This is a genomic window from Anoxybacillus suryakundensis, assembly GCF_001418025.1.
In the GTDB taxonomy this organism is placed as follows: domain Bacteria; phylum Bacillota; class Bacilli; order Bacillales; family Anoxybacillaceae; genus Anoxybacillus; species Anoxybacillus tengchongensis.
Genome location: NZ_LIOK01000007.1, coordinates 148368 through 169221 on the forward strand (window position 1 = coordinate 148368; position 20854 = coordinate 169221).

Consider the following 20854-nt stretch of genomic DNA (forward strand, 5'->3'; position numbering starts at 1 on the left):
GTTCCTCCTCACTACGGATTCGTGACACGAACCCCTTGAACATAGATGTTAATCGAATGAACAGATAAACCTAACGTTTTATCTAACGTATACTTCACTTTCGTTTGTACGTTATGGGCAACTTCAGAGATTTTCGTACCGTAGCTAACGATGACGTATAAATCGATGTGCACTTCATCGTTTTCTTGGCGAACAACAATACCTTTTGCGAAATTTTCACGACGTAAAATTTCAGCAATCCCATCTTTCAATTGATTTTTTGATGCCATGCCGACAATGCCGTAACAATCGACCGCGGCTCCTCCAGCAATTGCTGCAATGACATCGTTGCTAATTTCAACACGACCGTATTTCGTTTGTAATTCAATGGACATCGCTCAAGTCCCCTTTCTTGTTAGGTAGCTAACGCCATTGTACTATACTCGGCTTATTTTTAAAAGTTCCTACCCATAGTATATTTACCCGAAATAGAAAACAGATGTCAAGGTTATTTTCTTGAAAGAGTATGTCGGAAGTATTGCAATCCGTTTTTATGTATGATAAATTATAGTAGTGTTTTGAGCACGTAGTTTGGCAAGTGAGGAGGGAAACAAAATGGCAAAATGCTTTGTGACTGGTAAGAAAAAATCATTCGGAAACGCTCGTTCTCACGCAATGAATGCGAGCCGCCGCACATGGAAAGCAAACCTTCAAAAAGTTCGCATTTTAGTTGACGGAAAGCCAAAGCGCGTTTGGGTTTCTGCTCGCGCATTAAAATCCGGAAAAGTAGAACGTGTGTAATAGAAAAAAGCACCAATCATTTGGTGCTTTTTATCCTTTTTTGAACGAATTTAACATCGCTCGCACAATTCCACCTAAAAACTTCGGCAACTTAATCGTATAAAACTTCACTATGATTCCCTCCCCTACTGTGCACACTCTTCTACTAATATATTCATCTCCGCACAAATCGTACCTCGAAGCGTTATTTTTCATCCTTGCTTCTTATCATCATTAATATGCCTTCAGTAAACGAAAAAGTACCAAAATGATGGATGAGTTCGTTACTTACGCATAATGTTGATCCGAGCTGTATATCGTGCGCATCGAGCGAATATTTAAACCCGCGGAGCGTTAAAGCACGAATCGGAGTCATTGGGATAAATGAAATATACGAATAGTCGCCTTCATTTTCTACGATATGTTCGCCGCTTCGGTAAAGCGTAACGACATTTTGACGATCAATCAATTCAATTTGTCCGTCTTTTCCTTTAAACAAAAGCTGGACGTTTCCGAATAAATGATCAAGTCGTCCCCCCGTTCCTCCAAACACGCGAATTTTTGTCGCTTGTTGTTCAAGCGCCCAATCAAGCGCAATGTCTGTATCTGTTTGATCTTTTTCCGCTGGCCATATGTCGATGTGAGGTAATTTTTTTTTTAATTGTTGTAACTCTTGTTCATCTATAGAGTCAAAATCGCCAAACGCTCGTTTTGGTATGATTCCCGCATCGAGTAACGATAAAACGCCACGATCTACCCCTACCCAACATACGTCTTCTCCATCATATGCTTGCAAATAAGGTAAAAAGCTTGTTGGCCCTCCTGCTACAAGATGAATAATCAATTGGCTCCCCTCCTAAGAAAGAAGGATGTGTCAAGATGACACACCCTCGCGAATAGCGCGAATTGCTTTGGCACGATCTTTTTGATTATAAATGGCTGATCCTGCAACGAGAACGTTCGCTCCGGCTTCGACACAAAGTTTTGCGGTTTTAGCTTGAATACCGCCGTCGACTTCAATTTCAACAGAAATTCCACGCTCGCGAATGAGTGTTGAAAACGCATGAATTTTTGGGAGCACGGCTGGAATAAATGATTGTCCACCAAAGCCCGGATTGACCGTCATAAATAAAACGAGGTCAATGTCTTCAACCAAATGTTCAATCAGCGAAATCGGTGTATGCGGATTTAACGCTACTCCTGCTTTTACACCATGTTCTTTAATGAGATGAATGGTGCGATGTAAATGCGGACACGCTTCAACGTGTACTGTTAAATAGTCTGCTCCTGCTTTCGCAAACGTCGGGATATAACGATCGGGTTGTTCGATCATTAAATGAACGTCGAGCGGCAATGTTGTTACAGGTCGAATCGCTTCCACGATGAGCGGGCCGATGGTAATATTCGGGACGAAATGCCCGTCCATGACATCGACGTGAATGTAATCCGCTCCCCCACGCTCAACATCGATAATTTCTTCGCCAAGTTTAGCGAAATTGGCAGATAAAATGGATGGTGCAATTTTAACCATGTTTAATACCTCGGCTTTCGTTCTTTGATTTCCTCGATAAAGCTCACGTAATGTTCGTAACGATAAGAAGGAATGTCTCCCGAGGCTAACGCCTCTTTCACCGCACATTTCGGCTCAGCTGTATGCGTACAACCGCGGAACTTACAATCGGCACTTCTAGCTACAAAATCTGGAAAGCAAAGCGGCAATTGTTCGAGTTCGATCTCATCGAATTCTAGTGCGCTAAATCCCGGCGTATCTGCGACAAAACCGCCTCCGATTTCGATTAACTCAACATGTCTTGTCGTATGTTTTCCACGTCCAAGATGATGGGAAATGTCCCCTGTTTTTAACTGTAAGTCCGGACGTAACGCATTGAGTAAAGACGACTTCCCAACACCAGATTGCCCAGCAAATACGGACACTTTTCCTTCCAAGTAAGGCAATAACACGTCAACTCCTGCACGCGTCTTGACAGATACTTCTAACACGTCATATCCAATTTGACGGTAGTCGCGAATATATTGTTCGATGCGCGGCTTCGTTTCATCGTCGACTAAATCCATTTTGCTTACAACAATAACGGGGCGAATATGTTTTGCTTCAATGAGTACGAGAAAGCGGTCAAGTAATCCTGGGCTAAAATCCGGCTCGACGGCTGAAAACACCAAAATCGCTTGATCAATATTTGCGATTGGCGGGCGAACAAGTTCATTTTTCCGCTCAAATACATCTAATATGTAGCCTTCTCGTTCATTTTCCGCCTGAAAAGAAACGTAGTCGCCGACAAGCGGCGTCACTTTCCGCTTCCGAAACACTCCGCGACCACGACATTGATATACTTGACCGTCACTTAATACGTAATAAAAACCGCTTAGCGCTTTAATAATTTTTCCTTCTGCCATACCTTCCTCCTTTAAGGTGTTGTTGGATATGGAACGATACCTTCACGTACTGTCGTGCCATTGACAACGACGCGATATCTTCCTTGTTTCCCTTGTTGAATGACAAATTCGACACGTTCCTTTACATCATTTGTTAAGCGATAACGTTTGTATGGTTGAGCAAATGAATGGTTTTCATCTTCAATATATAATTCTGCCATGACTGGTTCATTCACATCAACAGGCGGTTCATACGGAATGTCAATTTCTTGAGTGACTTTCTTTGTCTGGATCGGCTCTTTTCCGAGGGAAATAACGACCGTAACAGTCGCCCCTTTTTCCAATCTTGCATTCGCTTGTGGCGTTTGAGAAATAACGAGCCCTTTTTCGACTGTATCAGAATATTGCTGTTTGACGATCACGTACAATTGTTGGTCTGCTGCATAATCGCGCACACTTTTTTCCGTGTATCCTGTTAAGTCTTTTAAAATAATTTTTTCTTGCCCAAGGCTTACTGTGAAACGCACTTCTGTTTCTTCTGGCACAACTTTTTCACCTGGAAGCGGAAATTGCTCAATGATCGTTCCTGCAGGTTCGTCGCTATACACTTCCTTTTTATCGATAAGCAAATATTTTTCCGCTCGTAATTGTGGCTCGACATCAGCGATTTGCTCACCAACATAATTTTTGAACTCGATTTTTTTCTTTCCGATACTTTTGTAAATTGTCACCGCTGTTCCTACTTTTACGACTTTTCCAGCCTTTGGATTTGTGCGAATGACGTAACCTTCTGCAATATCATCGTGTTCTTCTTCAACCGTCTTTTCAATTTTCAAACCTAACGACGTCAATTGTGTAATCGCATCATCATAATTTTTGTTTGTGACATCGGGCACAGTTACATCTTTTGGAAAAAATAAATCTGGAAGCCATGTGACCGCACTCACCCCAGCACTAATGAACAACAAAAGAAACACTGTCCATGCAACAAGCCATTTTTTCGGGCGCTTCTTCTTTGGAGCAACGTCTTCTTGTCTTTCTTGTGGAGGAGAAGCGGCCGATTTGACAATTGGAATAATTTTCGTCTCTTCATCATCGTCTTCTATAGGTAACGTAAACTTCGCTTCGTTCATACGCTCCGGTGAAAGAGCGGTACGAATATGTTGTTGCATGTCTAATGCGCTATTGTAGCGATGCAACAAATTTTTTGCTGTTGCTTTTAACACAATGTTTTCTACACTTTGCGGAATATTCGGATTCCATCGTCGCACAGACGGTGTTTCTGTTTGCAAATGTTTCAATACAATCGCCACAGCAGATTCGCCAGAGAACGGCAATTGGCCTGTTAATAGTTCAAACATGACGATACCGAGCGAATAAATATCCGATTTTTCCGTCGCCATCCCACCTTTAGCTTGCTCAGGCGACAAATAATGAACGGAGCCTAAAACGGAATTCGTTTGGGTAATTGTCGTTGAACTTAAAGCAACCGCGATACCGAAGTCTGTAATTTTTAATGTTCCATCTTCTGCCACCAAAATATTTTGTGGCTTAATGTCGCGATGAATGACCCCGTTTTGATGGGCGTGAGCCACTGCTCCTGTTAATTGATCCATCATGCGCAACACTTCTTGCACAGGGAGGGGAGCATGTTGCTGAATATATTGTTTTAACGTACATCCACGCACATATTCCATAACCATATAATAAATACCGTCATCTTCTCCGATATCATAAATCGTGACAATATTTTCATGGTTTAAGCTTGTTGCGGCTTGTGCTTCGCGGCGAAAACGTTTAATAAATAGTTCATCGTTTGCAAAATCTAAACGTAACACTTTTACGGCAACATCGCGATCTAAAATGATATCTCTAGCTAAATAAACGTTCGCCATGCCACCGCCACCAATGAGTTGCAAAATTTTATAGCGACCGTTTAACCGTTTGCCGATGAGCACGAGCGATCACCTACTTTCATCCACATCTGCAAATTGTACGATCGCTAACGTAATATTATCTTCCCCACCGTGCTCATTTGCGACATCAATGAGCGCCTGCGCTTTTTCTTCAAGCGAGCGATCAGATGTCAATATGTCGACCATCGTCGATTCCGATACTTTATTAGAAAGTCCGTCGGAACAAAGCAATAACATATCTCCTTCTTCGACAGTCACTGTTTTCACGTCTAGCTGAATCGTCTGTTCTGTTCCGAGCGCACGCAATAGTACATGTTTACGCGGATGATATTCTGCATCTTCTTTCGATAGTTGCCCGCTTTTCACTAGCTCATTAACAAGAGAATGGTCTTCTGTCATTTGTTGAAAACCATTTGTATTTAACAAATAGCAACGACTATCACCAATGTGCCCGATCGTCGCAAACTGGTTTGTACAAATGGCAGCAACAACGGTTGTACCCATCCCTTGACAATGATCGTTCGTTTGGGAGTGATGAAAGAGCGATTCGTTTACTTTCATCACATGTTCTTTTAGCCACGTTTCTGCTTGTTTTGGCGACGTCATTTCATCTGTTTCTTCCCAAAATTGTTTTAATTGTGTCATCGTCATTTCACTCGCCACATCACCGGCCAGATGACCACCCATCCCGTCAGCGACAACGGCTAAATAGTTGCCTGCTTTATTGATAAAAACACCGCCGTTATCTTCATTATGCGACCTAATTTTACCGACATCCGTTTGAAACACCGCCTTCATACATGCACGATACTCACGCGAGTATCGCTTCCTCCCTTCTGCTGTCCCGTTTACGCTTTCGTTTCTTCTTTTCTTTCTTTTGCACGCAGTTGTCCGCATGCTGCATCAATATCATGCCCTTGTTCACGACGAATCGTGACGTTAATGCCGTGTTTTTTTAACGTTTTTTCAAACGCAAAAATTTGTTCACGCGGCGTACGAACATAGTTGCGTTCAGGTACGTAGTTGACTGGAATTAAATTGACATGGCATTTTAATCCTTTAATCAGCTCCGCAAGCTCTTCTGCATGTTCAATTTGATCGTTCACACCGCCAAATAAACCATATTCAAATGTGACGCGTCTCCCGGTTTTTTCAATGTAATAGCGCACCGCCTCCATTAATTCCGGCAATTTATAAGCGCGGTTAATCGGCATCAGTTTCGAGCGCAATTCCGTATTCGGTGCATGAAGCGAAATCGCAAAATTAATTTGCATATTTTCATCAGCGAATTGGTAAATTTTCGGGATAATACCGCTTGTCGATACGGTAATATGACGCGCGCCAATATGCAGCCCTTTCGGATGATTAACAATTTTTAAAAACTTGAGCAGCTCGTCATAGTTATCGAACGGTTCACCTATTCCCATCACGACGATGCTACTTACGCGTTCGTTCGTTTCATCGAGCGCTTTTTGCACTTTGACAACTTGAGCAACAATTTCACCTGCTTGTAAATTGCGCTTTAATCCGCCTAATGTCGAAGCGCAAAACGTACAGCCAATTCGGCAACCGACTTGAGTCGTGACACAAATCGAATTGCCGTAATCATGGCGCATAAGCACCGTTTCAATCGAATAGCCGTCATGAAGCTCAAATAAAAACTTCATTGTTCCGTCTTTTGATGTTTGCTGCACGAGCGTTTTTAATGTCGTGATGACAAAATGTTCATCTAACCGCTCACGTAGCGCTTTTGGAATATTCGTCATGTCTTCAAATGATGTCACCCGTTTTTTATATAGCCATTCAAAAATTTGTGTGGCGCGAAACGGCTTTTCTCCTTGCTGTTCCACCCAACTTTGTAAGTCTTCTAAACGCAGGGAGTAAATGGATGGTTTCATGTTATGTCACCTTTCTTTTTCAATGTTGCGATAAAAAATCCATCGCTAAATACGTAATGTGGAAGCAATTGCAACATACCGTCATGAACATACGATGCAACTGAAGATGGCAGGCGTGAAGCAAGCGTTTCGTCGCAATCATATTCGGGATGTTCATCTAAAAACTGAGCGATGACTTGCTCATTTTCTTCACGATCAACGGTACATGTGCTATATACAAGCGTTCCACCGCGTTTTAAAAGTGGGGCAATCGCTCGTAAAATATTTAGTTGAACGCTCGCAAGTTGCTCAATATCTTTTTCGCTTTTCGCATATTTAATTTCCGGCTTCCGACGAATGACACCGAGCCCTGAACAAGGGGCATCAACTAATATACGATCAAACGTTTCAGCGACAAATTGCGTATGCGCTTGACGGCTATCGAGCTGTTTCGCTTCTATATTCGACAAGCCTAAACGCTTTGCCTGCTGTTCAATGAGCTTTACTTTATGATCGTGAATATCTAATGCAACGACACGACCTTTATTGTTCATTCGTTCTGCCATATGTGTCGTCTTTCCGCCTGGAGCCGCGCAACAGTCTAACACGACGTCTGTTTCCGTCGGAGAAAGGGCGTAAGCAACAAGCATTGAGCTTTCATCTTGAATCGTAATGAGCCCTTCTTGAAACACGCTCGTTTTCGCTGCATTTCCTTTTATGATTTTGATTCCAATCGGCACAACCGAAGAAGGAACGGCTTCAACTCCTTCTTCTTTTAGGCGAGCGATCACTTCTTCAACGGTTGTGCGCATGACGTTCACTCGTGCCGTTTGTTCAGGCGGTAAGTTGTTCACTTCACACATCTGTTTCGTCTCATCGAAGCCGAACTGTTCAATCCAACGCCGCACAAGCCAAAGCGGATGGCTCGTTGCGATTGCTAAACGTTCACTCTCGTTTTTCATTTCATCGAACGATCGCAATCCTTGACGCTGAACGGAACGTAATATGCCGTTTACGAGCGAAGCAATACCGCGATGGCCACGACGTTTCGCAATTTCCACCGCTTCAAATAATACCGCACGATCAGGGATGCGGTCTAAATATACCATTTGATAAAGCGACAAGCGAAGCAATATGCGCACCCACGGTTCGATTTTTCCTTTGATAAACGGCTGTAAATAGTAATCGAGCGTATCGCGACGCTGAATCGTTCCGTATACTAATTCTGTTAACAGTGCCACGTCTTGAGCGGATAATTCGTTCGTTTCAATGACGTGATGTAACGACAAGTTGCTATATGCTCGTTTTTTTTCAATGTCCTCTAACACATGTAGCGCCAATTGGCGCACGTTTTTTTTACTCATTCGCCCCTCCTAATACTGTTCCAATTGAAATCGTCGTTCCGCGCAAAAAGTCAGTGGCGCTCATTTTTCGTTTTCCGGCTGGCTGCAGTTCCGTAATTTTTATTGCTGTCTCATTTCCGGTTGCAACGATGATACCATCTTGCTCAACAGCGACAATCGTACCCGGCTTCGCTTGTGAAGAAGATTGCACTTTTTCTCCCCACCAAATTTTCCAACGCTCATCGCCATATGTCGTATAGGCAACAGGCCACGGATTCATGCCGCGAATATGGTTGTAAATGTCTTCACCTGTTTTCGTCCAATCGATTCGTTCTTGTTCAGGCTTAATGTTGTACGCAAATGTCGCATGTTCATCATCTTGCTTGATCGGTGTGATGTCGCCTCGAAACAGTTTCGGAAGCGTCTCAGAAAGAAGTTTCGCTCCCGCTTCGCTTAGTTTGTCGTGCAACGTTCCGACCGTGTCGCGCTCATTAATTGGCACTTCTACTTGCGTTAATATGTCGCCTGCATCTAGCTTTTCAACCATGTACATAATTGTAATGCCCGTTTTCTTTTTTCCTTGTAAAATGGCGTAATGAATCGGAGCACCTCCGCGCAACTCTGGCAAAAGCGACGCGTGCACATTAATGCAACCGTACGTTGGTGCTTCGAGGAGCGGTTTCGGTAAAATTTGTCCGAATGCAGCGGTCACAATCAAATCAGGCTGTAGAGCGATTACTTCCTCGTATTGTTCTTTCTCACGAATTTTCGTCGGTTGTAGTACCGGAATGCCGTACGATTCAGCTGTCACTTTCACAGGCGGCGGAGTTAATTGTTGTTTTCGTCCTTTCGGTTTATCTGGTTGCGTCACGACGCCGACGACGTTATAGCCGTCTTTTATTAGTTGCTCTAAAATCGGAACCGCAAAATCAGGTGTTCCCATAAACACAATGTTCATCCTTCGAACTCTCCTTCTTCATAATAACGAATCACTTTTGACGTAAATAATATGCCATGTAAATGGTCGATCTCATGTTGTAACGCGCGTGCTAAAAAGCCAGTCGCTTCGATTTCGAACGGGCGACCGCGGCGATTTTGCGCACGTACTTTCACGTATTGGAAGCGTTTCACTTCCCCAAATAATCCCGGAAAACTTAAACATCCTTCTGGCCCGATTTGTTCGCCACTTTGTTCGATGATGACAGGATTAATGAATTCCATGCGCCCATGACGGTCGCCAATGTCAACAATCGCAATTTGTTGAGCGATGCCGATTTGTGGAGCGGCTAAGCCGACCCCATCGGCCGCAAGCATCGTATCGTACATGTCGTTTAATAGCTTCGTCAATTTTCGGTCAAATACGGTGACTGGCTGACAAGCGGTTTCTAAAATTGGTGCAGGATATGTTACAATCGGTAAAATAGCCAAAACATCTCCTCCCTTATTTACATCATCATATATGGATTTAAATCAATCGTAATCGTCACATCGCCGCGCGCCATGTCACGCTGATAATGTTCAACAATCGTGCGGAGCGCTGTCGTTAAGTTCGCTTCTCGCTTGTATTTTATCATGCATTGGTAACGATATCTATCGTTCATGCGCGCAATCGGGGAAGCGACAGGTCCTAGCACAATGGCTTCAGGGGAAAGATGTTTTTTCACGTGTGTAGCAATTTTTTCGGCTACGCTTACTCCTTTGAGCGGATCGACATGGGATACGGTAATGAGCGTTAAATAGTAAAACGGCGGATACCCGTGTTTTTTTCGGGTGATCATTTCGCGCTCATAAAACGCTTCAAAATGATGATCGGCTGCTAGTTGAATGCTGTAATGTTCAGGCGTGTACGTTTGAATGACGACTTCTCCCGGCAAATGATGCCGTCCGGCTCTACCGCTCACTTGTGTTAGTAGTTGAAACGTTTTTTCTGCCGCTCGAAAGTCAGGCACATGAAGCATTGTGTCAGCCGCTAATACGCCAACTAATGTGACGTTCGGAAAATCGAGTCCTTTCGCAATCATTTGCGTGCCCAGTAAAATGTCAGCATTCCCTTCCCCAAATTCATTTAGCAATCGTTCGTGTGCTCCTTTACGGCTCGTTGTATCGACATCCATGCGAATGACGCGTGCATGAGGTAAAAGCTTTGTTAATTCTTCTTCCACTTTTTGTGTTCCTGTTCCGAAAAAACGAATATGTTCGCTTTGACAAGCAGGACAATGTGAAGACATACGCTGTTCGTATCCACAATAATGACATTTCAGTTGTTGTTGAACGCGATGGTATGTAAGCGAAATATCGCAATGCGGGCATTGAATCACATGACCGCAGTCCCGACACATGACAAAAGATGAATAGCCACGACGATTTAAAAATAAAACGGATTGTTCTCCTTTTTGTAAACGCTCCGTTAATTTTTCAAATAAGAGCCGAGAAAACATCGAACGGTTTCCTGCCCGCAATTCTTCGCGCATATCGACAATCTCAACAGGTGGAAGCGCATGATCGTTCATTCGTCTCGTTAACGTAACTTGTTTATATACTCCTTTTTTTGCGCGCGCAAACGATTCAAGCGATGGGGTAGCGCTGCCGAGCACAATCGGACAGCGATGGTAACGGCCGCGAAAAATGGCAACATCGCGAGCGTGATAGCGCGGTGATTCTTCTTGTTTGTAGCTCGTTTCATGCTCTTCATCGATAATAATGATGCCAATGTTTTCAAACGGAGCGAAAATGGCAGAGCGCGCCCCGACGACAAGTTGCACTTCTTTTCGTTGAATTTTCCGCCATTCGTCATACTTTTCTCCGGGCGATAGACCACTATGGAGAACGGCTACTTTGGAGCCGAATCGTTCTTTAAACCGCCTCACCATTTGTGGTGTCAGTGAGATTTCTGGTACGAGCACAATCGCTTCTTTTCCTTTTTTTAAGACGAGATCAATCGCTTGCATATATACTTCTGTTTTCCCACTTCCAGTGACACCGTACATTAAAAAGACGTCGTGTACGTTTTGCTCAATCGCTTGTCCGATCGTATGTAGCGCTTTGCGTTGTTCATCTGTTAAAGCGAGTGGTTTTGTTTTTGGAAATGGGCGATTCGCATACGGATCACGATATATTTCTTTTTCTTTCACAGCGACAAGTTGTTTTTTGATAAGTGTTTGAACGGTTGCCCATGTGCTATTTGTTTCACTCAGCAACTGTTTTAACGGTAAAGCGCGCGCCACAAGCAATCGCTCGAGTATTTGTTTTTGTTTCATTGCGCGCGTTGAGAGCGATGTGAGTATATGTGTGACGTGTTCATCACTTGCACATAATTCAACCCATTTTTCTGTTTTTATTTTTCCTTTTTCTTCAACTCGGTAAACAACTTCAATATGACCGTTTGCAATTTCCTTTTGCAACAGGCGCACGTATGGGGTTTTTTCGACATCGCTCCATGGAATGATGAGACGGTCACGAAATAGCGCGCGTACGTTTTCATGGACGAGTGGCATATATTGTTCGATGAGCCGAATATCCTTTTCATATTTCGCTTTCATCGCGGCAGGTAACATCGCTTGAAAGGCAGATACCATGAAGCATAGTGTCGTTTCTGTTAGCCATTTCCCTAATTGAAGTAATTCCTCGTTTAATACAGGAACAACATCAAAAAGGGAATGAATCGGCTTTAATTGTTCTATCGGCATATCGGTCGTTTCTTTCACTTCAATGACAAACCCTTGTAAGAGTCTAGTTCCAAATGGTACGACAACGCGCATCCCAGCTTGTACGATGCCAACAAGTTCAGGCGGGATGATGTAATCAAACGGGCGATCCGTTTGACTCGCTGGAATATCAACGATGACAGAAGCAATCGTCATAAGCGTCCCTCAATTTCACGATGAACTTCACGTAAAATTTCTTTTGCCACTTCCGATTTTGGTAAAAGCGGAAGTTGTTTTTCGGTGCCGTCTCGTTTAAATAGCGTTACAATGTTCGTATCCGTTCCGAATCCCGCCCCTTCTTGCACGACGTTATTTGCGACAATCATATCGGCGTTTTTGCGGGCAAGCTTGTCTTTGGCATATCGTTCGACATCATTCGTCTCTGCCGCAAAACCGACTAAAAATTGATGCGTTTTTTGTTTACCGAGCGTTTGTAAAATATCGACGGTTCGTTCTAAAACGACAGTATAGTCCTCTTGTTGTTTTTTTATTTTATTGTCCGCAACATATTTTGGACGATAATCTGCTACTGCCGCTGTTTTAATGACGATGTCGCTATCGTGAAAATGGTTCATCACGTTTTCATACATGTCTTGCGCGCTTTCCACACGAATCGTCTGTACGCCTGCAGGACTAGGAAGCGATGTCGGACCAGAAATGAGCACGACATCGGCTCCAAAATCGCGCGCCGCTTCGGCGAGTGCATATCCCATTTTCCCAGTCGAATGATTGCTGAAAAAACGGACAGGGTCAAGTTTTTCACGGGTCGGACCAGCGGTCACTAACACTTTTTTTCCTTTTAATATCTCGTTTGTTGCGAAATGTTGTTCAAGCAAAGCGACGATCGTTTCCGGCTCTTCTAATCGTCCTTTTCCAACGTAACCGCACGCAAGCATCCCTTCCGCCGGTTCAATGAAGCGATAACCGAATGACTGCAATGTACGCATATTTTGTTGCACAGCTGGGTGTTCATACATATGAACGTTCATCGCTGGGGCAATCCAAACCGGTGCTTTTGTCGCAAGTAAAATGGTTGTCACCATATTATCGGCTAGTCCGTGTGCAAGCTTTGCGATCGAGTTTGCGGTCGCAGGGGCAACGAGTACGACATGTGCCCAATCAGCTAAATCAATATGCGCAATGACGTTCGGCTTTTTTTCATCAAATGTATCGACGTACACCTCGTTTTTTGATAACGCTTGGAACGTAAGCGGTGTAACAAATTGACAAGCCGCTTCCGTCATGACGACTTTCACGTTCGCTCCCGCTTGTACAAGTTTGCTTGTGAGCGCTGCCGCTTTGTATACGGCAATGCCGCCTGTAACGCATAACAATATGTTTTTTTGTTGAAGCATCGACGTTGCCCCTTTCATACGGTATTTGTAAAAAAATAACAACCTAAAACTAGGTTGTCGTAAATAGTTTATTGCGTTGCTTCCTCTTCGCTAACGACTTCAATATGACCTGCCGCAATTTCTTCTAACGCTTTGCCGACAAATTTTTTCGACACAGGTTTTTCGATCGTTAAATCGTTTTTTACTTGTAATTGGCGTGCACGCTTCGCCGCCACTGTGACAAGCGTATATTTTGAATCTAATTTTGTCATAAGTAAGTCAATCGAAGGATATAACATGTCACTCAGCCTCCAACATCTTTTTATATCGTTGTGCGACGCGTTCACGCCGGCAATGTTCAGCCGTCACAATCGCTTTAATGCGTTCACACGCAAGTTCAACTTGATCGTTTTCAACGACGTAATCGTACGCATCCATCATTTCTAGCTCTTCTTTCGCTGCCTTTAATCGATCGCGAATGAGCTCTTCTGATTCTGTTCCGCGCATTTCAATTCGTTTACGCAATTCGCTTAAACTTGGCGGAGCGAGGAAAATAAAGAGCGCCTCTGGAAACACTTTACGAACTTGCATCGCCCCTTGCACTTCAATTTCTAAAAAGACGTCTTTTCCTTCTTGCAACGTTTTTTCCACGTACTCAATTGGCGTACCGTAGTAATTCCCAACATATTCCGCCCATTCTAGCAATTCATTTTGGCGAATCATTTGTTCAAACTGTTCGCGCGTTTTGAAAAAGTAATCGACACCGTCCACTTCGCCTTCACGCGGTTTGCGCGTCGTGACGGAAATCGAATATTGTAATTGAATGTCTGGCTGTGAAAATAATGCTTTTCGCACTGTCCCTTTTCCAACGCCGGACGGTCCTGATAAAACGATTAATAACCCTCGTTCTTTCACGTTCATCCCTACCCTTCTATAATAAACAAACTACTCCACATTTTGCACTTGTTCTTTAATTTTTTCAAGGGCACTTTTCATGTTAACGACTTCAGAGGCGATGTGGCCATCGTTTGCTTTGGAGCCGATCGTATTCATTTCGCGGTTGAGCTCTTGGACGAGAAAGTCGAGCTTTCGTCCGACTGCTCCCCCTTCAGAAACGATGCGACGAAACTGTTCAATATGGCTATATATACGTTTTAATTCCTCATGAATATCGACTTTTTCTGCAAATAATGCGACTTCTGTTAATAGCCGTTGCTCATCCACGATACCTTGCACAAATTCATGCACTCGTTTATGTATGCGATCGCGATAAGAAGCGACGACCGTTGGGGCAAGCTGTTCAATGCGACGCGCGCTTTTTTCAATCGCCTCAAGTTGCGCAAGCATATCTGCTAATAGCGCCTTCCCTTCTTGTTCGCGCATATGTTTCAGCTGTTCGACCGCTTCTTTTGCCGCTTCTAAAAGCAAAGAAAGAAGCGCATCATTTTGTAACGGCTGTTCTGTCATTTCCACCGCATCCGATAGCATGTGTACAACATCTCGAAGCGATATATCGTCTTTCAAATGAAACCGACTGCGCACATCGTGAAGCATCCGATAATACGCATCAACAAGTTGCCAATCGACATGAAGCGTTCGTTCAACGAGCTGTTCTCCTTCAATCGTGACAAACACCTCGACACGTCCACGTGCAATATGTTCTGTAATCACTCTTTTTATTTTATCTTCAAACATCATCCACTGTCTAGGTATGCGGATCGAAATTTCGCAAAAACGGTGATTGACTGATTTCATTTCCACCGTAATGCGTACGTTTTCATCTTCTCTTTTTCCTCGACCAAATCCTGTCATACTCACGATCATATTCTCACATCCATTGCTACATTGTCGACAATAAAAGAAGGTAATAGATGACTCCATTACCTTCTCTCATTATAGCACATATCACTATATAGCGAAAACATTTCATGAACGACGACGCGTGAATAGCGAACCTGCCAGTAAAAATGTCGGAATGGACGATAAACCAACAATCAACAACCAATCCGTGAGCGGAAGCGACATCGTATGGAAAATCGGTTGTAGCGGCGGATAATAAATAACGACAAGCAGCAATAAAAGTGACGATAAAACAGCAAACAATAAATACGTATTTTCAAATGGATTGCGGTCAAATACGGAACGCTCGCTTCGACAATCAAAAACGTGAATAAGCTGAGCGAGTACGAGCGTCGCAAAGGCGACCGTCTGCGCATACGTTAAATTCTCCGGATGACGCGTATGCACAACGAGAAACGCGATAAGCGTCACCATGCCGATCAGAAAGCCACGGCTAACAATTTTCCATCCGAGCCCGCGCGCAAATACCCCTTCTTTCGGATGGCGTGGCGGCCGCTTCATGACATTTTCTTCTGCCCGATCTAATCCGAGCGCCATCGCAGGAAGCCCGTCTGTCACAAGATTGACCCATAAAATTTGAATCGGTACAAGCGGAAGCGGAAGAGCTAAAATCATCGCAAACAACATGACTAAAATTTCTCCAACGTTTGAGGCGAGCAAGTAGCGAATAAATTTGCGAATGTTTTCGTAAATGTTTCGTCCTTCTTCAATCGCTGCTTTAATGGTTGCAAAGTTATCGTCTAACAAAACGAGCGAGGCGGCTTCTTTTGAGACGTCTGTTCCTGTAATCCCCATCGCAATGCCGATGTTGGCTGTTTTAATCGCAGGAGCATCATTGACGCCATCACCTGTCATCGCGACAATATGCCCTCTTTTTTGTAACGCTTGTACGATTTTCAATTTATCGTCTGGCGATACGCGCGCAAAAACATATACATCTTCCACAACGTCTTCTAATTCATCGACAGACAGTTGTGATAACGTCTTTCCGTCCATCACTTTTCCGTTCGGCGGCAACATGTGTAGTTGCTGGGCAATCGCTTTGGCTGTTAAAATATGATCCCCTGTAATCATGACCGTTTTAATGCCTGCTTTTTTACATTCGGCAATTGCTTGTTTCACTTCTTTGCGCGGCGGGTCGATCATTCCTTGTAAACCAATAAACGTTAAATCGCTTTCCGCTTTCGTTTCATCATTGATTGCTTCGGTGAGCGAAAGCGGACGATAGGCGATGGCAATCGTGCGCAACGCTTGTGAGGCGAGCATATTGACCGTTTGTTGCACCGTTTTTCGTTCTTGGTCACGAAGCAGTTTTGCTTGACCGTCCATATATATGAAGCGGCAACGTTCAAGCAACATATCTGGCGCTCCTTTTGTGACAATCCAGCGCCGATTAGAGCGGTCTTTGACGATGACGGTCATCATTTTGCGCGTTGAATCAAATGGAAATTCATGTTCAATCGTAAATTCGGCCGCGATTTTTTCTTTCGTCCATCCGGCTTTCGCCGCCGCGACAACGAGCGCTCCCTCAGTCGGATCGCCAGCAATCATATACGTTTTTCCTTTTTTCTTCAGTTCCGCATGATTGCATAGCGCACCGAACAATAACATTTGTTGCAACGATGTGTCTATTTTTTCTTGTTTCCCGTTTAACAAAAACGTTCCTTTTGGTTCATAGCCCGTCCCGCTGACCGTCCATAATCGGTTATTCACCCATACGTGTGTGACCGTCATTTGATTTTCTGTCATCGTTCCTGTTTTATCGGAACAAATGACCGACGCACATCCGAGCGTCTCAACGGCCGGCAGTTTGCGCACGATGGCGTTTCGTTTCATCATTCGCTGGACGCCGAGCGCCAACACGACGGTAACGATGGCAGGCAACCCTTCCGGAATCGCGGCAACCGCAAGCGATACCCCAGCTAAAAACATGTCATATAACGCATGACCTTGCCATACACCGAGCACGACAACGAGCGCCGTCAGCGCTAAAGCGATGACAATTAAAATTTTGCCGAGCTGTTCAAGCTTCCGCTGCAATGGCGTCATGATCGTTTGTGCAGACTGCAATAAATGGGCAATTTGCCCCATCGCTGTATTCATTCCTGTCGCCACAACGATCCCGATCCCGCTTCCTTTCGTCACGAGCGTCCCCATAAACGCCATATTTGTCCGATCGCCTAACGAAACGTCTTGCGCAAGTGGCGCGGTTTGTTTTTCGACAGGAAGCGATTCACCCGTCAACGATGATTCTTCGATATATAGCCCTTTCGCTTCCACGAGGCGAACGTCAGCCCCGATGCGATCGCCGCTCGTAAATTTTACAATATCGCCAACGACAAGATCGGCAGATGGTACTTTCATCCATTCGCCATCACGCAAAACGAGCGATTCTGGGGCAGATAGTTTTTTTAACGCTTCAAGCGACTTTTCCGCACGTCGCTCTTGTATAAATCCTAAACATGCGTTAATGATGACGATCGCCACGATCGCGACCGCATCAATGTATTCGCCGAGTACGGCGGAAATCGCTGTTGCTGCCAATAAGACGAGCACCATAAAATCTTGAAACTGCCCGACAAATTGTTTGAACGCAGACGGCTTTTTTTCTTCTGATAACTCATTTTTCCCAAACTGTTTTAACCGCTTTTTCGCTTCTTTTTCCGTTAATCCGAAACCGATCGTTGTATTTACTTGTTGTTCGACTTGTTCCACACGCAGTCCGTGCCAGCTCATTTCTTTCCCCCTTCCGCTTGTCTTATCTATGACAGCTTATTCAGGCATGTACAAAAAAATGATATGGTATAATGAAAAGAAAAAAGAGAAAGGTGTTTTTTATGTCGTTTGACGGAGTATTTACATACGCGATGACAAAAGAATTGCAGCGCACGCTTGTCGGGGGGCGCATTTCAAAAATTTATCAGCCGTTTCCATCCGAATTAGTGCTTCACGTTCGCTCGCACGGAAGCAATTATAAGTTGTTGTTATGTGCGCATCCGACTTACGCCCGCGTTCATTTAACAAACGAGACGTACGATAACCCGCATGAGCCACCGATGTTTTGTATGCTTTTGCGCAAACATATTGAAGGCGGCGTCATTGAAGCAATTACACAAGTCGATTTCGATCGCATGATCATCATTCACGTAAAATCAAGAAATGAGCTCGGTGATATATGTACAAAACAGCTGATCATCGAAATTATGGGCCGCCACAGCAACATCATTCTCGTCGATGAACAGACGAACACAATTATCGATAGCATCAAACATCTTTCACCTGCTGTAAATCGCTACCGAACGGTGCTACCTGGGGCGCCTTACATTGCGCCGCCATCGCACGACAAACTGAATCCGCTTGAAGCGACAGAAGAAACAGTGTTAAAAAAAATCGATTTCCTCGCCGGAAAATTAGCGGATCAACTCGTCGCCACATTTATGGGCATCTCCCCGCTATTTGCGCGCGAAGCTATTCATCGGGCAGGGCTTGCCAACCGCACGACATTGCCGAAAAGTTTTATATCGCTAATCGAAAATGTGCGAAACGAAAATTTTACTCCGTGTACGTACACAAACGGACAAAAAGAAATATTTTACGCCTTGCCACTTATGCATATCGAAGGAAAAGTGAAACATTTTCCGACGTTAAGCGACATGCTTGATCGTTTTTATTTCGGCAAAGCGGAACGCGACCGGGTCAAACAACAGGCGCACGATTTAGAACGATTTGTCGCGAATGAAAAAGAGAAAAACGAGAAAAAGCTCGCGAAGTTAAAACAAACGTTAGAAGAAGCAAAACAAGCGGAGCAATATCGACTATATGGGGAACTGCTCACGGCAAACCTTTATGCAATGAAGCGAGGAATGAAAGAAATGGAAGTAATCAATTACTACGACGAAAACGGTGCAACGATCATCATCCCGCTTGATGAACAAAAAACGCCGTCCGAAAACGCGCAAAACTATTTTCAAAAATACCAAAAAGCGAAAAATTCGCTTGCGATTGTCCAAGAACAAATCGAACGAACGAAAGAAGAAATCGTATATTTCGATACGCTATTGCAACAGCTCGAAACCGCCTCGCCGAAAGACATTGACGACATTCGCGACGAATTAATCGAACAAGGATATTTACGCGCTAAGGCGACAAAACAAAAAAAACAAAAGCCGCGCACGATCGAACTCGAGCGCTACATATCAAGCGACGGAACGGAGATCTTTGTCGGCAAAAACAATAAACAAAACGACTATTTAACAAACAAATTCGCCAGCAAAGACGACATTTGGCTGCACACGAAAGACATCCCTGGCTCCCACGTCGTCATTCGCAGCAAACAACCGTCACAACAGACGATTATAGAAGCTGCTCACTTAGCCGCTTACTTCAGCAAAGCGCGCCACTCGAGCTCCGTCCCAGTCGACTACACGCGCGTCCGCTACGTCAAAAAACCGAGCGGCGCCAAACCGGGCTTTGTCATTTACGAAAACCAACAAACGATCTACGTCACGCCGGATGAGGAGTTGGTCTTGAGGATGAAAAAACCCGTCTAGATAAGGCGGGTTTTTCATTTACAACTTGTAGCGAAGATCTATAAAATACAAAAATTTTACAAAATAAGTATAGTGCTCTTTCATTTAAGCACTCACGATTCCTTTTTATTTTTTATCTCCTTTAACAACTCGATAATTGTATCATTTTGGCTTTTTATTGTTTTAAAAGTTTTTTCTATTGTACTAGTTGAAAAAAAAATGATGATAATTAAAGCTATCCCGACAATCCAGTCCATTAAATCCCCCCTATTTTACTTTAATAGTACAGTTTTTATAACCTGAACCAGATTGACAAGAATTATAAGATACTGTACCAGTTGCATAGTCAAAAGGAGTCACAACAGGACTTGAATTCGACAAACTAATCTCTATTCTTGAACCATCACTAAACTCAATATATTTCTTTCCTTCAGTTAAACTAACAACTAGGTATTCTCTTTTTTTATCAAGTTCGTCTGGCTTTTGACTATCTAAAAGTTCACCATTTCTCACTTTTTCTACAAGCTTACTCGCGGTTTCTTCATCAATTCCCATCTGTAAAAAATTCTCTCTGACTTGTTCAAGTTGCTCATCCGAAACTATTGTTTGTGCACTTGTATGTCGCGAACTTATAACCAACCCAAAAAACATACAAAAAATAAAAAGAATATACTTTCTCATTTTTCCACCTCCTACCTTGAATATTATCAAGTATTTTATTTTTTATCGATTAATGAACACTTAAGTTATGAAAAAACTTTTATAACAATATATTACTATTTTACATGGACAATATATGTACTTAAAGAAAAAAATTCAAAAATTTTTTGTCGTATGTCCTGTTCAATCTCTCTCTTTTTGTCGAATGATGATATAATAGAAAAGAAAAAAGGAGGTGAATGTGGTGGAACAGTTGTTGCAACGCATTTTTGATGAGCTGGCATTTTTACGCGCAAACATGGCAACGAAAGAGGACGTCGCTATGTTGACAAATGACATTCGCGCATTAGAAAGCCGCGTCAGCCATATCGAACAGACAATGGCCACAAAGGACGATATTGCAAGCATCGAACAACGTATGGCAACGAAAGACGATATCGCAAGCATCGAACAACGTATGGCAACGAAAGACGATATC

21 protein-coding genes and 1 pseudogene are annotated in these 20854 nt (G+C 43.5%); 3 read left to right on the forward strand and 19 right to left on the reverse strand.

What is annotated here, in order from left to right; genetic code table 11:
- Nucleotides 1-11: 11 nt before the first annotated feature.
- Nucleotides 12-374 carry an Asp23/Gls24 family envelope stress response protein gene (locus ASC42_RS07195; RefSeq protein WP_055441175.1) on the reverse strand — a complete coding sequence of 121 codons (363 nt, stop codon included), beginning with the start codon at nucleotides 372-374 and terminating at the stop codon, nucleotides 12-14.
- A 220-nt stretch (nucleotides 375-594) separates the two neighbouring features.
- Here ASC42_RS07195 and rpmB point away from each other — a divergent pair, with 220 nt between their 5' ends.
- On the forward strand, nucleotides 595-780 hold the full coding sequence (gene rpmB, locus ASC42_RS07200; RefSeq protein WP_003394988.1) for a 50S ribosomal protein L28: 186 nt from the start codon (nucleotides 595-597) through the stop codon (nucleotides 778-780).
- 30 nt (nucleotides 781-810) lie between these two features.
- Here rpmB and spoVM read toward each other — a convergent pair whose 3' ends face one another.
- The 16 genes from spoVM to ASC42_RS07280 all read right to left on the reverse strand — a co-directional run bounded on the left by spoVM (nucleotide 811) and on the right by ASC42_RS07280 (nucleotide 17923).
- Nucleotides 811-891, reverse strand: coding sequence for a stage V sporulation protein SpoVM (gene spoVM / locus ASC42_RS07205; protein ID WP_003394991.1), 81 nt, complete (start codon nucleotides 889-891; stop codon nucleotides 811-813).
- A gap of 73 nt (nucleotides 892-964) precedes the next feature.
- On the reverse strand, nucleotides 965-1603 hold the full coding sequence (locus ASC42_RS07210; protein WP_055441176.1) for a thiamine diphosphokinase: 639 nt from the start codon (nucleotides 1601-1603) through the stop codon (nucleotides 965-967).
- A 30-nt stretch (nucleotides 1604-1633) separates the two neighbouring features.
- Nucleotides 1634-2290 (reverse strand): ribulose-phosphate 3-epimerase, encoded by a 657-nt coding sequence (gene rpe / locus ASC42_RS07215; protein ID WP_055441177.1) that lies wholly within the window; start codon nucleotides 2288-2290, stop codon nucleotides 1634-1636.
- A 2-nt stretch (nucleotides 2291-2292) separates the two neighbouring features.
- Entirely contained in the window at nucleotides 2293-3174 is an 882-nt protein-coding gene (rsgA, locus tag ASC42_RS07220) for a ribosome small subunit-dependent GTPase A (protein WP_055441178.1), read from the reverse strand.
- Nucleotides 3175-3185: 11 nt separating this feature from the next.
- Nucleotides 3186-5111: a Stk1 family PASTA domain-containing Ser/Thr kinase gene (pknB, locus tag ASC42_RS07225; protein ID WP_055441179.1), complete on the reverse strand. Its 1926-nt coding sequence runs from the start codon at nucleotides 5109-5111 to the stop codon at nucleotides 3186-3188.
- A 6-nt stretch (nucleotides 5112-5117) separates the two neighbouring features.
- Nucleotides 5118-5867, reverse strand: a complete 750-nt coding sequence (locus ASC42_RS07230) for a Stp1/IreP family PP2C-type Ser/Thr phosphatase (RefSeq protein WP_055441180.1) — start codon at nucleotides 5865-5867, stop codon at nucleotides 5118-5120.
- A 50-nt stretch (nucleotides 5868-5917) separates the two neighbouring features.
- Nucleotides 5918-6967 carry a dual-specificity RNA methyltransferase RlmN gene (gene rlmN, locus ASC42_RS07235; protein ID WP_055441181.1) on the reverse strand — a complete coding sequence of 350 codons (1050 nt, stop codon included), beginning with the start codon at nucleotides 6965-6967 and terminating at the stop codon, nucleotides 5918-5920.
- On the reverse strand, nucleotides 6964-8310 hold the full coding sequence (rsmB, locus tag ASC42_RS07240) for a 16S rRNA (cytosine(967)-C(5))-methyltransferase RsmB (RefSeq protein ID WP_055441182.1): 1347 nt from the start codon (nucleotides 8308-8310) through the stop codon (nucleotides 6964-6966). The genes rlmN and rsmB overlap by 4 nt, the downstream gene beginning before the upstream one ends.
- Nucleotides 8303-9247, reverse strand: a complete 945-nt coding sequence (gene fmt / locus ASC42_RS07245; RefSeq protein WP_055441183.1) for a methionyl-tRNA formyltransferase — start codon at nucleotides 9245-9247, stop codon at nucleotides 8303-8305. The genes rsmB and fmt overlap by 8 nt, the downstream gene beginning before the upstream one ends.
- Nucleotides 9244-9717, reverse strand: coding sequence for a peptide deformylase (gene def, locus ASC42_RS07250; RefSeq protein ID WP_055441184.1), 474 nt, complete (start codon nucleotides 9715-9717; stop codon nucleotides 9244-9246). Before def ends, fmt begins: the two co-directional genes overlap by 4 nt.
- Before the next feature lie 17 nt (nucleotides 9718-9734).
- Nucleotides 9735-12149: a primosomal protein N' gene (priA, locus tag ASC42_RS07255; RefSeq protein ID WP_055441185.1), complete on the reverse strand. Its 2415-nt coding sequence runs from the start codon at nucleotides 12147-12149 to the stop codon at nucleotides 9735-9737.
- Complete coding sequence (coaBC, locus tag ASC42_RS07260; RefSeq protein WP_055441186.1) at nucleotides 12146-13348, reverse strand: bifunctional phosphopantothenoylcysteine decarboxylase/phosphopantothenate--cysteine ligase CoaBC; 1203 nt, start codon at nucleotides 13346-13348, stop codon at nucleotides 12146-12148. Before coaBC ends, priA begins: the two co-directional genes overlap by 4 nt.
- Nucleotides 13349-13416: 68 nt before the next feature.
- The gene (gene rpoZ, locus ASC42_RS07265) at nucleotides 13417-13626 is read right to left on the reverse strand and encodes a DNA-directed RNA polymerase subunit omega (protein ID WP_003395016.1); all 210 of its coding nucleotides are present in this window, start codon (nucleotides 13624-13626) and stop codon (nucleotides 13417-13419) included.
- A gap of 1 nt (nucleotide 13627) precedes the next feature.
- Nucleotides 13628-14248 (reverse strand): guanylate kinase, encoded by a 621-nt coding sequence (gmk, locus tag ASC42_RS07270; protein WP_209424231.1) that lies wholly within the window; start codon nucleotides 14246-14248, stop codon nucleotides 13628-13630.
- Between the two features lie 24 nt (nucleotides 14249-14272).
- Nucleotides 14273-15151 carry a YicC/YloC family endoribonuclease gene (locus tag ASC42_RS07275; RefSeq protein WP_055441187.1) on the reverse strand — a complete coding sequence of 293 codons (879 nt, stop codon included), beginning with the start codon at nucleotides 15149-15151 and terminating at the stop codon, nucleotides 14273-14275.
- A gap of 102 nt (nucleotides 15152-15253) precedes the next feature.
- Entirely contained in the window at nucleotides 15254-17923 is a 2670-nt protein-coding gene (locus tag ASC42_RS07280) for a calcium-transporting P-type ATPase, PMR1-type (protein WP_055441188.1), read from the reverse strand.
- Between the two features lie 101 nt (nucleotides 17924-18024).
- On the opposite strand from ASC42_RS07280, the gene ASC42_RS07285 reads away from it, so the two are divergent.
- Nucleotides 18025-19737 carry an Rqc2 family fibronectin-binding protein gene (locus tag ASC42_RS07285; RefSeq protein WP_055441189.1) on the forward strand — a complete coding sequence of 571 codons (1713 nt, stop codon included), beginning with the start codon at nucleotides 18025-18027 and terminating at the stop codon, nucleotides 19735-19737.
- Between the two features lie 92 nt (nucleotides 19738-19829).
- Here ASC42_RS07285 and ASC42_RS14040 read toward each other — a convergent pair whose 3' ends face one another.
- Both ASC42_RS14040 and ASC42_RS07290 read right to left on the reverse strand, forming a co-directional pair.
- Nucleotides 19830-19973, reverse strand: coding sequence for a hypothetical protein (locus ASC42_RS14040; protein WP_167338099.1), 144 nt, complete (start codon nucleotides 19971-19973; stop codon nucleotides 19830-19832).
- A gap of 10 nt (nucleotides 19974-19983) precedes the next feature.
- Nucleotides 19984-20397 carry a hypothetical protein gene (locus tag ASC42_RS07290; protein ID WP_055441190.1) on the reverse strand — a complete coding sequence of 138 codons (414 nt, stop codon included), beginning with the start codon at nucleotides 20395-20397 and terminating at the stop codon, nucleotides 19984-19986.
- A gap of 223 nt (nucleotides 20398-20620) precedes the next feature.
- On the opposite strand from ASC42_RS07290, the pseudogene ASC42_RS07295 reads away from it, so the two are divergent.
- Nucleotides 20621-20854 (forward strand): annotated as a pseudogene (locus ASC42_RS07295) (hypothetical protein); the annotation flags it as partial.

Excerpts from the sequence above, each read along its gene's own strand:
- fmt (WP_055441183.1), bottom strand. The coding sequence starts at position 9,247 with ATGAACATTGTGTTTATGGGAACACCTGATTTTGCGGTTCCGATTTTA.
- rpoZ (WP_003395016.1), bottom strand. The coding sequence starts at position 13,626 with ATGTTATATCCTTCGATTGACTTACTTATGACAAAATTAGATTCAAAA.
- gmk (WP_209424231.1), bottom strand. The coding sequence starts at position 14,248 with ATGAACGTGAAAGAACGAGGGTTATTAATCGTTTTATCAGGACCGTCC.
- ASC42_RS14040 (WP_167338099.1), bottom strand. The coding sequence starts at position 19,973 with ATGGACTGGATTGTCGGGATAGCTTTAATTATCATCATTTTTTTTTCA.
- rsgA (WP_055441178.1), bottom strand. The coding sequence starts at position 3,174 with ATGGCAGAAGGAAAAATTATTAAAGCGCTAAGCGGTTTTTATTACGTA.
- ASC42_RS07280 (WP_055441188.1), bottom strand. The coding sequence starts at position 17,923 with ATGAGCTGGCACGGACTGCGTGTGGAACAAGTCGAACAACAAGTAAAT.
- rsmB (WP_055441182.1), bottom strand. The coding sequence starts at position 8,310 with ATGAGTAAAAAAAACGTGCGCCAATTGGCGCTACATGTGTTAGAGGAC.
- rpe (WP_055441177.1), bottom strand. The coding sequence starts at position 2,290 with ATGGTTAAAATTGCACCATCCATTTTATCTGCCAATTTCGCTAAACTT.
- priA (WP_055441185.1), bottom strand. The coding sequence starts at position 12,149 with ATGACGATTGCTTCTGTCATCGTTGATATTCCAGCGAGTCAAACGGAT.
- ASC42_RS07275 (WP_055441187.1), bottom strand. The coding sequence starts at position 15,151 with ATGATCGTGAGTATGACAGGATTTGGTCGAGGAAAAAGAGAAGATGAA.
- ASC42_RS07195 (WP_055441175.1), bottom strand. The coding sequence starts at position 374 with ATGTCCATTGAATTACAAACGAAATACGGTCGTGTTGAAATTAGCAAC.
- coaBC (WP_055441186.1), bottom strand. The coding sequence starts at position 13,348 with ATGCTTCAACAAAAAAACATATTGTTATGCGTTACAGGCGGCATTGCC.
- ASC42_RS07285 (WP_055441189.1), top strand. The coding sequence starts at position 18,025 with ATGTCGTTTGACGGAGTATTTACATACGCGATGACAAAAGAATTGCAG.
- ASC42_RS07290 (WP_055441190.1), bottom strand. The coding sequence starts at position 20,397 with ATGAGAAAGTATATTCTTTTTATTTTTTGTATGTTTTTTGGGTTGGTT.
- ASC42_RS07230 (WP_055441180.1), bottom strand. The coding sequence starts at position 5,867 with ATGAAGGCGGTGTTTCAAACGGATGTCGGTAAAATTAGGTCGCATAAT.
- rlmN (WP_055441181.1), bottom strand. The coding sequence starts at position 6,967 with ATGAAACCATCCATTTACTCCCTGCGTTTAGAAGACTTACAAAGTTGG.
- rpmB (WP_003394988.1), top strand. The coding sequence starts at position 595 with ATGGCAAAATGCTTTGTGACTGGTAAGAAAAAATCATTCGGAAACGCT.